The organism is Edwardsiella piscicida, from assembly GCF_001896205.1.
In the GTDB taxonomy this organism is placed as follows: domain Bacteria; phylum Pseudomonadota; class Gammaproteobacteria; order Enterobacterales; family Enterobacteriaceae; genus Edwardsiella; species Edwardsiella piscicida.
The window spans coordinates 3446682-3461166 of sequence record NZ_MPNU01000001.1 but is presented as its reverse complement, the minus strand read 5'-3'; the positions used below and the strand labels follow the sequence as shown (position 1 = coordinate 3461166).

8 protein-coding genes and 3 pseudogenes are annotated in these 14485 nt (G+C 48.1%); 2 read left to right on the top strand and 9 right to left on the bottom strand.

Annotated features, from left to right (window positions below; translation table 11 throughout):
- Positions 1-169: 169 nt before the first annotated feature.
- The 8 genes and pseudogenes from BRD58_RS18140 to BRD58_RS15915 all read right to left on the bottom strand — a co-directional run bounded on the left by BRD58_RS18140 (position 170) and on the right by BRD58_RS15915 (position 12016).
- Entirely contained in the window at positions 170-838 is a 669-nt protein-coding gene (locus BRD58_RS18140; protein WP_073383715.1) for a primase 1D-like protein, read from the bottom strand.
- Between the two features lies 1 nt (position 839).
- Positions 840-2351, bottom strand: coding sequence for a dGTPase (dgt, locus tag BRD58_RS15945; protein ID WP_073383711.1), 1512 nt, complete (start codon positions 2349-2351; stop codon positions 840-842).
- Positions 2352-2724: 373 nt separating this feature from the next.
- Positions 2725-2985, bottom strand: coding sequence for a hypothetical protein (locus BRD58_RS15940; protein WP_236721608.1), 261 nt, complete (start codon positions 2983-2985; stop codon positions 2725-2727).
- A gap of 29 nt (positions 2986-3014) precedes the next feature.
- Positions 3015-6263, bottom strand: a complete 3249-nt coding sequence (locus BRD58_RS15935; RefSeq protein WP_073383708.1) for a type I restriction endonuclease subunit R — start codon at positions 6261-6263, stop codon at positions 3015-3017.
- A gap of 644 nt (positions 6264-6907) precedes the next feature.
- Positions 6908-7586, bottom strand: a pseudogene (locus tag BRD58_RS18285) (restriction endonuclease subunit S); the annotation flags it as partial.
- Positions 7586-9946, bottom strand: a complete 2361-nt coding sequence (locus tag BRD58_RS15925) for a type I restriction-modification system subunit M (protein WP_073383974.1) — start codon at positions 9944-9946, stop codon at positions 7586-7588. The gene BRD58_RS15925 and the pseudogene BRD58_RS18285, both read right to left, overlap by 1 nt.
- A gap of 290 nt (positions 9947-10236) precedes the next feature.
- Positions 10237-11013 (bottom strand): creatininase family protein, encoded by a 777-nt coding sequence (locus tag BRD58_RS15920; protein WP_073383705.1) that lies wholly within the window; start codon positions 11011-11013, stop codon positions 10237-10239.
- A complete protein-coding gene (locus BRD58_RS15915) occupies positions 10991-12016 on the bottom strand; it encodes an amino acid permease (protein ID WP_236721606.1) in 1026 nt (341 codons plus the stop codon). The genes BRD58_RS15920 and BRD58_RS15915 overlap by 23 nt, the downstream gene beginning before the upstream one ends.
- A gap of 97 nt (positions 12017-12113) precedes the next feature.
- Between BRD58_RS15915 and BRD58_RS15910 the strand changes: the two are divergent.
- Positions 12114-12596, top strand: a pseudogene (locus BRD58_RS15910) (hypothetical protein); the annotation flags it as partial.
- A 25-nt stretch (positions 12597-12621) separates the two neighbouring features.
- Here the strand turns inward: BRD58_RS15910 and BRD58_RS18015 are convergent.
- Positions 12622-13787 (bottom strand): IS3 family transposase gene (locus BRD58_RS18015; RefSeq protein ID WP_139263905.1). Its coding sequence is split into 2 segments (ribosomal slippage): positions 12622-13523 and positions 13523-13787, totalling 1167 coding nucleotides; the frame shifts between segments, so codons are not numbered across the junction.
- 71 nt (positions 13788-13858) lie between these two features.
- Here BRD58_RS18015 and BRD58_RS15895 point away from each other — a divergent pair.
- Positions 13859-14485: pseudogene (locus tag BRD58_RS15895) on the top strand (5-methylcytosine restriction system specificity protein McrC); the annotation flags it as partial.

The window sequence follows — 14485 nt, the reverse complement described above, 5'->3', positions numbered from 1 at the left end:
AGATGTTCTCTAAATGTGAATGGCACGATTATGTGGGGTACTTACACTGGTATGACACAGTATTTCTAATACTCATTTTTTAATGAGTAAAATGAGTATTTTATATTAATGAAAACAATCATTTTACTCAATTATACACTTGAGGATGAAGTTTTTGTTACCACCAAGTTTAATATTGCGGTAACAAAGAAGATATTTTATCTGGTTGCATCCACACTAATCCTGTAGCGCTTAAGTAACCGATAAATGTAGGGTTCTTTTTATAGTATGAGCTATTGTTCGTCCATCTAAGAGCTCCATAACCGGCCATTAAGCGATGTCCTATCCATCTTTCATCAATTAATTTGAAACCGCTTGGCTTATTCAATAAAAGCAGGCTTCCCATAAATGCAACCCAATCTGAAGATTTTATTAATCTACTACCATATGCATGAAAAGATCTTCCGCTATTGTAGATGAAAAATGACATTTTCCAGTGCTTTGATAATTCTCGCAAAGGATCTGCATCAATAATTCCTCTGTCAACTTTACCAAAGTCAATTAATGGAAAGTGATAAGAGCTACCGAAGCTATTGATTAATGAATGAAATGCTAATTCTTCATTTTCGTCCAAGTCTTCAATTATGTCATATAGTGTCTTTTCATTAAATTGTTTGAATGGTAGAGTTAAGCCAGAGCGATCGTCTATAAAAGACTGAGGTGTATATCTATATTTGCTTAATTGCAAGGAAATATCTTGTGGTAGCTCATTTGTTTTTATGCTTAAACCAATAAGACGTTTTACCAAACTAAATGGGTGTTTTTGTATATTAGTATGAAAATGCTGGAATTTATCCATATTACTTCACCTTTATACCTTTGAGAAGTTGATACATTTCCATCGAGAACTGATCAGTCATGCCTGAAACAAAGTCAACAATTAAATGCATTCTTAAAGATAGTTCTTTTTCGTGAGAAATATCATTAAATTTTTCAATAAATGTACTATCGATATAATCATCGTGAATATGCGGTATACCTACTATCGCAGTAGCGTATGATTTTAAATGTTTCCCAGGCAATCTATTAAATAACCTTCTTTCGATATGCAAATGATTATTGCGAATTTCTTTATTATTTTTTGAAATTAAATATAAAAACTTTTCTTTTGGTAGTTTTATTAAAGATGTATACTCGTCAAGTATTCCCTTTATTATAGCAAAGCCGGATAATTCCATACATTCAGCTTCTGCTGATGTGAAAAGATAATTTGACGTATAGTCTTTTAAAATATCTAAAAGATCATATTCAAAACTTCCCTTTGATATTATTTCTTCTTTTCGTTCTTGTCGTATAAGTTGGTGGTAATCTTTAACAAAAATTTCTGCAACTCTTTTCACTAAAAAATTAGATAGAGAGGTTTTGAAGCGAAGGAAATTACCGACAGATTTAGGATCATCATTTGTCAGGCATAATATTAATTCATCACATTGGGTTTCGAAATTCCCATGTTTTATTTTTAGTTGTTCAATTTTGCCACATGTGAAGTCACTAAAGTGTTTTACAGTGATTATTTCTTTTTCAATACCATCCTCTATATCACTAATACAATATGAAATATCGTCAGATGCCTCCATTAAAAATCCAAGAGGATGACGAGAGTTTTTCTTCATCTTCAAGGTGTTCCATGCATTTTCCATTACGTCTTTTTCAGTTGAGAAATAACCTATTTTTTTACTAAATGGTTGTGTCGGGTCTAACTCATCTGGGCAAAAGGTATATTTTATAAATGCGGCAAGTTGGGTGTAAGTTAAATTAAGTCCGAAATATCCATCATCACCTTGTAATTTTGTTATTATTCTTAAACCCTGTGGATTTCCATCAAAATGTATAAAATCAGAAAGCAAGTTTTGATATTTTTCCTCTGAATAACCGTTATTAAACGCAACTATCAATGCGTTTTTAACTGACTCTGATTTACTCCACTCAACAATTGCGGCCTCCCCGAAATGCCCAAAAGGTGGGTTTCCAATATCATGCATTAGACATGCAGTCTCAACTATATTTGATATAGATAAGCTATTTTCTTGCCAGAACTTTTTAATTTTATGATCTATGTCAGAGCTTTCGACTATTTTTGAAGCAATTTCTGAAACAATATAGCGACCAATGTGCGAAACCTCTATAGAGTGAGTCAATCTAGATCGTACTGCTGAATTACTTTCTAAGGAAAAAACTTGAGCTTTTTGTTGCAATCTCCTGAATGCAGCAGAGTAGATTAATCTTGCACGATCGCTTTGTGTTGATGCTAAGATAGTGTCATGCATTGCACTAGATGTTCGGTAGCGAGCAGTTGAAATTAAAGCTTCCATTTTTGTCCTCTTAGCAAAAGAATATTTATTCTACGATAAACGTTTTCACTCATTTGTCAAAATGCCAACACGCCGCAGCTTTATCTGGCCATATTGAATTGAAGGTTCATCATCAAATCATATGCAGGATGCTGTACTCTTAGCTGGGCAATATTTGTTTCATTTTTTTAACATGATAGATACCACTCGGCTGCTTTATCTGCATGTGGGGCTCATCATATGAGTACAGTATTTTGATGTTCCCTGCCAGTAGTTAGGTATCAAATAATCACTAATATCATGCATAATCAATATGTTAATCACGGCTAGTTCAGATTTTACACCAATCTTCAACAATACTGGAACAGTGCGTTCGTTTATTGTGAGGAAATGCTTAAAGATAGCTGGTGCTCTTTACCTTTTCCCAAAGGCAGTGGATGCCTGCAATACGATCAATTTCCGGCTTTAAGGCAAGGGCTTCTGGTGCAAGAACCAATGGGCTTTTGTTAACTACGCGCTCCTTATCGCGTTTGACATACAGGTACTTTCCATTCCCGAGCGGATGTTCGGAGGCATAGCTTGGCTCGAATTTCCCAGCCTCAAGCCGGTAACCCAATTCATTTAACACTTGGTATATCTCGAGAGAATTCAGCATGTCCTACACCACTCCTTGATGAAAAAGCGTTAAGCGCCTTTCAACATATCAAACACCACCCGGGCAAAGCCTTTCGCCAGTTCAGGATTAGAGAGGTACTGCATCATCATCTCCTGCTGGGCCTCATTGCTGTCCATCACGGCATCATCAATGGCTTGCGGGAAATCGCCCAGCATCGCCTGTTCGCGTGTGTTGTTAGCGATCTGGGTCATCACCGCCTGGTTTTCTGACAGCTTATCGCGCACCGTAAAAGCATAATTGATCATGTCCTTATCGGTGAGATTATCGGTGACAAAAAGCTCATTCAGACGAGCCAGGATATTCGACAGAAACTCCGCTTTCTTGTCCTTCGGCTTCGCCGTACCGACGTCATTACCCGGCTTGATTTTATATTCCTCTGCATCCTCTTTCAGCTTCAGATGCTGTTCGCGGAGTTTCGACAGGCGATAATGACTCATCTCGATGTTGCTTAAATCAATCTCGTCTTCTTCGATACGCTGTTCATGCAGCAACGGACGCAGATGGCGGGCAAACAGGCTCAACTTTTCCAGGTTCTTGTCATCGTAATCGACGATTTGCGACATAAACTCGTAAAAGCGGACAAAGCTGCCGAGATCTTTCTTGAAGATATCCAGCTTACTTTTTTCTTTCTCGCACTCTTTGAAGGTGTTTTCCGCGTTGGTGATCAGCACAACATCGCCGGTCTTCTTAGTGCGTTCAAACATCTCTTTGGCCAGCAGATAGGCATCAATCGCCGAGGTGTAGCGGTTTTTCCAGCGCTCCACCGCCGGTTTGCAGATATTACTAATGGCCGCGTTGGATTTGTTTTTGCTGAAGAACGCCGTGCAGAACTGCTCCACTTCGCTCCACAGGAAAATGCCGCTGGTACGCAGCTTTTCATAAAGTTCAAAGACCAACTGCGGATCGCTGACATCCGTCAGTTCTGCGGTCTGGTAGTAGGGCTGGAAAGCGGCCAAAATATCTTCAGGCTCGTTGTAGAAATCGAGTACAAAGGTGCCCGACTGCGCCTTCCCAGGATAGGTACGGTTCAGGCGCGACAGCGTCTGTACACACTCCACGCCGCCCAGCTTCTTATCCACATACATGGCACACAGCTTGGGCTGGTCGAAACCGGTCTGGAATTTGTTGGCCACCAGCATCACCTGGTAGTCATCGGTATCAAACGCTTTACGCATATCCCGGCCTTTCAGGCCAGGGTTCATATTGATCTCGGTGAACTTCTGATGAAGCAGCGCAAGGCTGGTGTGGTCATTTTCGTGGAATTCCACTTCCCCGGAGAATGCCACCATCGCGCTGATCTTGTCGTACTTTTGCTCGGCGATGTATTTATCGAACGCCAGCTTGTAACGCACCGCCGCCTTACGCGAGCTGGTCACCACCATCGCTTTCGCCTGGCCAGCCAGCAAGTGCATCACATGCTTGCGGAAGTGCTCAACGATCACCCTCACTTTCTGCGACACGTTATAATCGTGCAGCGAGACCCACTGGTTCAGTTTGATCTTGGCTTTCTTGCTGTCCACTTCCCGGTCAGGATCGCCCAGCTTTTGCAGTAGCTTATACGCCACCTTGTAGTTGGTGTAATTCTTCAGCACATCAAGAATAAAGCCCTCTTCGATGGCCTGGCGCATGGAGTAAACGTGGAACGCTTCCGGTTTGTTGGTTTTCGATGCTGGCTCCAGCGGATTAGGACGACGGCCAAACAGCTCCAGGGTTTTGGCTTTCGGCGTGGCGGTAAAGGCATAATAGTTGAGGTTGCTGCTGCCTCGACGCGCGGCGACGGTGGCATCCAGAATATCCTCTGAGGACATCTCCACATCGTCATCCGTTGCTTCGGTCATCAGCACTTCTTTCAGCTGTCGCGCCGTTGAACCGCTCTGCGAGGAGTGCGCTTCATCGGCAATCACCGCATATTTACGCTGCTTGAGGCTGACGCTGTTTTCAATCGCCTTCAGGACAAACGGAAAGGTCTGGATGGTGACGATGATAATCGGCTGCGAGTTTTCCAGCGCGCTGGCCAGCTTCTCCGATTTTGAACCGTCGCCTTCCTTGTTATTGATCCGCCCGACCACGCCATCCTGATGCTCAAACTGATAGATGGTGTCTTGCAGCTGATCGTCCAGCACGGTACGGTCCGTCACCACAATCACCGAGTGGAACTGCTTCTCACCATTCTCATCGTACAGGCGGGAAAGCTGATGGGCCGTCCAGGCGATAGAGTTCGATTTGCCTGACCCCGCACTGTGCTGAATCAGGTATTTATTGCCGGTGCCTTCCCGGGTGGCGGCGGTGATCAGTTTGTTCACCACATCCCACTGGTGATAGCGTGGGAAAATCAGGCTCTCGCTTTTGTACTTCAGGCCAAGGGCATTCTCTTTTTCGACGATTTGCAGATGCACAAAACTGGCGAGAATTTTCAGTAGATTATCCGGCAGCAGCACCTCATTCCACAGGTAGCTGGTCGCATAGTCGTTGGCGTCTTCCGGGATGTCGTTCCCTGCACCGCCGTCATGAGTGCCTTTATTAAACGGCAGGAAGAAGGTTTTATCGCCCTCGAGTCTGGTTGCCATAAACACTTCATACTGGCTGACGGCAAAGTGCACCAGCGCCCCACGTTTAAAGGTCAGCAGCGGTTCGGGTTTATTGGTGCCGGGATCCTTGGGCAAACGCGTTTTCTTATATTGCGTAATGGCGTTTTGCACCGTCTGCTTAAATTCAGACTTCAGTTCCAGCGTCGCTATAGGCAGGCCATTGACGAATAACACCAGGTCGATACGCCATTTCTTGGCCTTGACGCCGGTTTCTTCAAAGGCGGCGTTCGAGGCATGCGGGCTATAAACCAGCTCCGGCACCAGGCGGCAGATATTCTGCTGGTAGCGCGTCAGGGTTTCCGGATTGAGGTTATGTTCCGGCTTAAACTGGCACAGGGAGAAGCGCGCATTGTGGCTCTTGATGCCATGACGCAGCACGCCGAGGGTACCGTAGGTACGCGACAGCATATCGGTGGCATTGATATCCGCTTTTTTCAGTTGCGCCACCAGCGCATCGAGGAAATGGCGCTCGGTATCGCTGGGATAAATTTTGGTAAACTTCTCCCACTCCTGCGGCTGGGTGGTCTGCACAAAGCTCAGTGCATCCTGCGAGTACAGCGCCCGTTCGCGGTCATAGCCTTCCGTTTTGCCATGAACCCAGCCTCGATCGATCATCTGCGCGATCATCTCATCCTGGAAAATCCGCTCTTTGGTGCTGTCCATGCTCATGCGCTGACCTCCTGTGGCTCCTCTGATTCCTGTGTACCTGGCGCAACCCAGTCGCGGACGTCGATTTTCCCGGTGACGGCGGCGGAGATTAGGGCGGCGCGGCGTTCTTGTAATAAGGCAACTTGATTAGTGCTTAGTTCTTCAGTTTTTTTAATTTTTCGATTTGCAGATTTATATATTCTAGAATCTCAATCCTTTCCTCAATTGGAGGAATAAGCAATGGAGTTTCTTTGATGTTTGTTGATGAAATAGATGCAAGGTTCGTACTTTGCTTCGCTACTCGATAGAAATGGAATTTTGCATAAGCAGCTCTTGTAAGCATATCGAGCCAATCTGACTCGATGTTTTGAGGACGAATTGCAAAAACATGATTTTGATGAATACAATTATCGATAGATGCCGACCAGACCGCACCACGGCCTAATTTGTCATTATCCCCCCCTCATTCATCAATACGTCACCATTACGAAGTAAATATCGTTCAAGCTGGCTTTGCTCGATATCTATGGTATGTATATCTTCAAGGTCAAGATAACCATCTTGGACGTTAGCTACACGAAGCATAGGCACGGAGATGCTATTTTTGCCTGTCAGATCTTTTCCTTTAGGTATTCCTGACTGCAGGCTTGCTGTATGTTTTAATCTACGAACAATCCAGTGCTCCGGGACCGCTCCCAACCACTCAACACCAGAGTCTTTCATCGGCACATCAGGATTTAGCCCTTTGGTAACAGCATGGCTGATAACTGCCTGACGTTTTTCTTTTAGCAGTTCAATCAGTTGCTGTTGCTTCTCGATTAGGTTATCGATTTTTGCGGTTTCGTGATCGAGGAAGCAAGCTACCTTCTCTGATAAAGAATAAGAGCAGGTTGGTACAGGTAACAGACCAATAAATTCCCAACTTGCTCTTGGCATTTTGGAGCCATAAGTTGAGGAATTAACCTGCTCAATAAATTCATTTGTTAGTGAATAATAATTTAGATATTTTGGATGTAATTTAGCAGTGCGAAGTACCAGAAACTCAGATGAGCATACCCCAGAGAAAGTGGCTAACCAAGATTTGGCAAGATAAGGCCGCAACTTCCCGAAAAGAACGTCATTCTTTTCAAACGACACTGATGCACCATCTGCTATGTTTTCTTCTTTTGATATATACTTTCCATCACCACTCGATATATTTTCCAATCCAACAAATAAGTCATCTGAATTGGTAGATTTTGCGGTTAGCAAATCAGCGATGTACTTTAATTTAGTGACAGACCAATCCTCAGGAATCGCCCCTAGCCACTCAACCCCCGAATCCTTATACTTATAGTTAGCCATCAGGAATGTACCTCCTGTAGCAGCTTCATAATCTCGGCGCTGACCGCATCCAGATCGGCATCAATCTCTTCTAACGGACGCGGTGGCTGATAGACATAGAAATGGCGGTTAAACGGAATCTCGTAACCGACAATCCCCACCTCACTATCTTTGGCATCACGCTTATCGGCGTTGATCCAGGCGTCATTCACATGCGGCAGCACTTCCGCTTGGAAGTAGTTTTCAATCAGATTACTGGTAGACAGCGCCGGATTCAGCGGCACGTTTTCGTTATCACGCAACTCGCCGTCCTGCTCAAATTCCACCACCTTGCCCTTGTATTCAAACGCCCCGTACAGCGGCTGAGCGGCTTCTTTCAGCACCTTCTTCACCACCGGCTCGGCATCCGGGTTTTTGCTGGTGATAGCGTCGATAAACTGCTTGTTCTCTTTCGCATCCAGCTTCACGCCCGCCGTCTTGATGGCCTCCTTCAGGATCAGCTTGAACTGGTTGAAGTCAGTGCTCACCCGCGTTTTTCCGCCCGCCTGCGTCGCCAGAGCCGTCTGAATCTGCTGTGCTTTTTCCATCAAGGCGCGCTGTGCCAGCCACAGTTTGCTGTCGAGCAGGTCTTTAATCTGCTTCTCTTTCAGCTCGGTAAATTCGGCTTTGATGATGGCGCGCGCTTCGGCTTCCAACCCGGAGAAATCACCGTAGGTCTCCGCCTGCCACTGGGCCGCGAACTCGTCATACAGCCGTTCCATCGGCGCATTAAACGGCTTCGGCGCAAAGCGCAGCGTCGCAATTGCCTCATCCGTCACCTGAGCGGATAACCGCAGCGGGCGCTCAATGGTCAGGCGGCGATAGCCAAAGTCGGTGCTGTTAAAGATTTTGCTGGCGAAGGTTTTCGGCGCTTCGGTTTTGGCGGTGGCAGGCTGACGACCACGGCTGGATTTTTGCTCGGCGGCTTTTTCCAGCCCCAGTTCCTCTAGGGTGGTGGTCTCCACCACCTTAAAATCCCCGAAGGTCTGGGTGATCAGCTTGATATCGTCTTCGCCCATCAGGTTGCGCTTGGAACCCAGCGATTTACGCATCTTGCCGCACAGGTTGCTGCCATCAATCAGCTGGACTTTGCCTTTACGCTCCGCTGCCTTCTGGTTGGAGAGGATCCAGACGTAGGTAGCAATGCCGGTGTTGTAGAACATGTCCGTTGGCAGCGCGACGATGCCTTCCAGCAAATCGGCTTCCAGAATGTAGCGACGGATTTCGCTTTCGCCGCTGCCCGCACCACCGGTAAACAGCGGCGAGCCGTTAAGGATAATCCCGATACGCCCACCGTTGCTCACGCTGCCATCCACATTGTGGCTGTCGCGCATTTTGCTGATCAGGTGCATCAGGAACAGCAGCGAACCGTCGGAAACACGCGGCAGGCCCGGACCAAAGCGACCGTTAAAGCCCTTCTGCGTATGTTCGTCGTTAATCTCGCCTTCAATCTTCTTCCAGTCCACGCCAAACGGCGGGTTAGAGAGCATGTAGTCGAACTGGTCCTGCGGTAACTGGTCGTTAGAGAGGGTGTTACCCAGCTTAATACGGCTGACGTCCTGACCTTTGATCAGCATGTCGGCTTTACAGATAGCGTAGGATTCCGGGTTCAGCTCCTGACCAAAGGCACGCATCACCGCGTTTGGGTTCAGCTCATGCACATACTCCATACCCGACGAGAGGAAGCCACCGGTCCCCGCCGTCGGATCATAAATGGTGCGGATGATGCCATCCTGGGTCAGCGCCTCATCATCCTCCATAAACACCAACGAGGTGGTCAGACGCACGATATCGCGTGGGGTGAAGTGCTCACCGGCGGTCTCGTTAGAGCTTTCCGCGAAACGACGGATTAGCTCTTCAAACACCAGGCCCATCTCATAGTTGGAAATCGCTTTCGGGCTGAGATCGGTGGTGGCGAATTTCTTCACCACTTTGAACAGCAGGTTGGCATCTTCCAGCAGGCCGACAAACTCGCTGAATTTGAAATGCTCGAAGATCTCTCGCGCATCGGGCGAGAATGCCTGGACATAATTCTCCAGGTTGGCTTTGATGTCGTTCTGCCCCATCTTGCCCAGATCCATCTTCGAGGTATTGAAGAAGGAAAGCCCGCTGGCGCGCAGCAGGAACTTCTCTTTGGCCTCTTCCGGCAGTGGGCTGGTTTTTAACTCATCATATTTCGCCACCACCGCATCTTTGGTTTCCGCCAGCACACACTCAAGACGGCGCAGCAGCGTAAAGGGCAGGATCACGCGCCCATACTGAGACTGTTTGAAGTCACCGCGCAGTAGATCAGCCACCGACCAGATAAACGCAGCCGTTTGAGAAAAGTTAGTGTTAGTCATGAAACCCTCAGAAGAGATCGCCGCCGTGTAGCACATGCTCCGGCAAAAAATTGTTTTGGAAAATCGTGCGTAAAATAATACCCGCTACAGAGGCCATCGCAACCGATATGGGCTGATCTTATCCCTGAAGACGATCTGAACCGTAGCGTGGACTGACCCCCTAACCAATAGATGATCCTGCCCTAGAGTTTGAGCATAGGAGCGCGTATGGACACACCACGATTTACGCCTGAATAGACGGACGCCAGCGAACCAGACTGATGTGCTGTGCTGGCATCCGGGGAGAGATCTTAAGATGCGGTGCATTTCCAGTCTGTCGCATCCAGCTTGCTGAGCAATGTACAGAGCACATTCACCAGGCAGGCGAGGATCCGTTCGCCTTTTTCCACGGAGGCGCAACGCGGATCGCCGGTTGCTCCAGTGGTACTGATTTCGCCGATATTCCAGATCCGGTTTACGCCATAATCGGCGAATACCGCCTGCGGGATCTGCACCTGCGCATATTGCAGTTCCACCAGTTCCGGCCGTAGTGCCATCACCGCCGACGTTTCACCTTCGCCGCCGTGTCCGAGCCCGGTGTTATTCCATGAGTCAAAGAATCCCTTTCCGAGGTGATGGCCTACCAGATCCCACCAGGCCGGAACTACCACCATCGCCGCCTGCGGGTGGCGGGCCTTCACATTGTGGGCTGCAATCTCAATGGCCGGGATGTTACCGTCATGGCCGTTTATGACCAGTATCCTGCGAATACCGTGGTGCAGCAGGCTGGTGAAGATATCTTCTGCTAGCGCGATATTGGTTTCATAGCGTAGGGTAACCGCTAGTGGGTGGGCGTTGTAGTGCACGGACGTACCGAATGGCGTGCAGGGTAGCACCAGCGTATTCTCCATGCGCTGCGCCACCCGACGGGCGACCTCCTCTGGCACAAACATATCCGGCCCGAGCGGCAGGTGATCGGCATGGTTTTCACAGCTACCAAAGCTAACGATGGCGGTAATTTCCTGGCCAGACTGCAATAATTCGCGGATTTCCCGGCCAGTCAGTTCATTCAGCATGACTTTTTTCATCGGACAGTCTCCTGTTTTTTCGGACGATAAAGATGTAGTACGCGCTGGCGAGAGCCAGCCAGACCAGAACGGTGAGCAGGGTAATGCCGCCACCGTCGGTAAAGAACTGCCCGGCCATGATCAGCATAATCAGCCCTACGGTGAGCTGCTGGATGTAGTGGGCAGCCGGAGCCTTGTATTTCAGCGTTCCGTCGTGCAGCGCTATTCGGTGCAGGGTCGGCTGGCTTAACGCAATCATCAGCCAGGTGAATAGGAAGCCGAACCCGGAAATCCCGGCGAGGATGACATACGCGTCCGGCGAGAGAATGGCGATGATGACGCCGCTAAATAGCACCAGGCTACTGGCAAGAATGGCGTTATCTGGCGTTTTATGAGCCGGGTGCAGGCGGGAAAACCAGGCAGGGAAATAGCCGTCAGACGCCATGGCATGCAGCATTCGCGAGGTGGCGTAAACGCCCGTATCGATGCAGGAGAGCGCCGCGGTCAGTACCACAAAATTCATAATATGGCGCGCCATATCACCGCCGAGAATGCTGGAAGCCTCAACATACGGGCTACTGCTGACGCCTGCCTGCTGCCAGGGCAAAACGATCAGCAAGACGGTCAGCGAGCCGACATACAGCAACAGGATCCGCACCACGGTGCCGCGCAGCGTCCGGGGAATATCGCGCTGTGGGTTCTCACTTTCACCCGCGGCGGTGCCAATCGCTTCTGTGCCGCCGAAAGAGAAAATCACCATCAGCATCGCGCCGAGAAAACCGGGCACTCCGCCAGCAAAAAGGCTGCCGTTGTCAGTCAGATAACTGATGTTGGCGGGCGAGGCGTCATCCAGTCCGAGGCTGTAGCAGCCTGCGACAATAAAGGTCAGCAGCGCCACCACTTTCACCAGGCTCAGCCAGAACTCCACCTCACCAAAGAAATGGACGCCGACCATATTGATGGTGGTCAGTGACGAGGCGATCACCAGGCAAAAAAGCCAGACGGGGATGCCGGGAAACCACATATTCAGGAAGGTGCCTGCGGCAATGGCTTCCGATGCCGGACCAATCAGGAAGGCTAACGCTCTGGACGTTCCCGGAGAACGGTTTTCTCGTGCGGAGATTGATATCAAGGAAGATCCAAAGGGAGAAGGGCACCGTTGGGCCAATTTATGGCGGCCTTATACGCCGAGCATCATTTGTATTGGTGGTATGTATTTTGCGTTCAACCTTGCAGAAATGACGGAATATGTTCCGGTGAAGAAAGTCAAAAATCGTTATGTTCGTGACGAACAGATGGTGAGGTGGACACGTAGAAAAAATAGTGTGCCTTTTCTACACGTCTCGAAGCATACATTGCCTACCGGACGGTTCCTTTTGCAGCTCTATTCGCCTTATGAGTCAGCAGACTGGCGAGTGCAGTTCCGGCAGACAAAACAGTGTGGTTTGATTAGCCAGATCCCGAAGATCATCTCTGCGATGCGTGATGCTGTTCCGTTGATTTCAAAGCAGTTAGAAGAGGCCAAAATCAAAGCTGAAGAATGGCGGATTCGGCAAGAGCGAGAACATGCCATATATCTGGAAAAAGAACGGATACGTCGGGATGTAGTGGATGTAGTGGATCACAAAATCAGGACACTGTAATAACCTGTTTCCACTTTTCTTCATGCAAGCAAGGCGATAAACCACCATTGTTTGTATGTGGTCGATAAACGTTGTAATAACTATTTATCCACTGGTTTATATCGCGTACTGCATGGCTAAAATCACCATAGCCACCTTTCGGAAGCCATTCACTTTTAAAGCTGCGAAAGACTCTTTCCATCGGCGAATTATCTAGGCAATTCCCTCTGCGACTCATACTTTGCATTACCCCATAACGCCAGAGTAACCTTCTGTATTTATTGCTTTTATATTGAACACCTTGATCTGAATGAAACAGCAGACGGCCATCACGCGATCGTGTTTCCAGAGCATTACGCAAAGCCCTGCACACCAGATCAGCATCAGCGGTTAATGAAAGGGCTGAACCGATAATTCGACGTGAATATAGATCAACAACAAGCGCGAGATAACACCATCTGTCCCGCAGGCGAATAAAGCTGATGTCGCCGCACCAGACGCGGTTTGGTGCGGTGGGGTTAAACTGCCGGTTCAGTAAGTTTGGCAATGGCGGACTGTTGTCTTCGTTTACCCGGTAGCGATGTTTAACCGGCTGTCGACTCGTCAGCCCGCATTCCCGCATCAGTTGTCGTGCCAGCCACCGGCCTGCATTAACACCACTCTGGCGCAACATCTGGCTGATTGCCCGGCTACCGGCAGCGCCACGACTGAGAGCATGGAAAGCCCTCACCCGGCTTCGTAATTCAATTCTTTGCACATTAACAGGACGCTTCACCTGCGCGTAATAAACGCTACGGTGAATACCGAATAAATGACAAAGAATCCGCACTGGCCACTTTGCTTTCAGCCGTGTGATTAGCGCGACAGCTTGCCGGGGATTTCGCTCATCAGCACGGCAGCCTGCTTTAGGATTTCTTTTTCCATCTCAAGACGCTTTATCTGCGCTTTAAGCTGCTGAATTTCTCGCTGTTCAGGGGTAATGGCATTACCAGTGGGCTCAATACCCTGAAGTTCTTGCTTATACAGACGTATCCATTTGCGCAAATGGTCAGGGTTGAGCTCAAGTGCCAGAGCGACTTCTCTGACATCGCGCTGGTATTTAACCACTTGCTCGATAGCTTCGAGCTTGAACTCCGGGGAAAAGGTGCGTTTAGTTCGACGAGTTTTGAGCATGCATCACCTCATGTTCACTGTTTTAACATTAACAGGATTTCGAGGTGTCCTGAATTACCGATCCACTACAGCTAACCCTGCGCAGCCGGGGGAGTGTAAAAACTCTGCAAGTAAAAAATTATGCTGGTGTTATCTCTCTTCCAGGAAATGCGTTTATTGAAGTGTTGCCAAAAACGGGGCGGCGTGATGAGAACATTGATAATGCGCGTCAGCAGCTTTTAATGATGCTACGTACGCTAAAATCTTTTCGCCATCTTGCCACTTCCACATCCAGAGTTCGAACCTCGAAGATGCCGCTGATGGATGTATTTATTCAGCAGTTTATCGATAGCGTACAGCAGATTGTGCGCCATGGTCTAAAGCGTGACTATATACGTCAGCAGGACAATTTGTCCTGGATGAAAGGGAGGTTACGGGTCTCCGCTCAATTAAGCAAAAACTGCGTGCGTCGGGATCGCTTTCAAGTGGAATTTGACGATTACAGCGCTGAACGTCCGGAAAACCGGATACTGAGAACTGCTATCGATAAAATTCGCCGGCAGATCAGCAATCCGCAGCTACTACTACAAGTTAACTCTTTACAGGTTCACTTTGACGATATTGCGCCTGTCGGTGATTTTCGCATCGCCTTCGACCAAGTGTGTCTCGACCGGCATATGCGTCATTATGAACTTGCCTTGGCGTGGGCGCGGCTGATT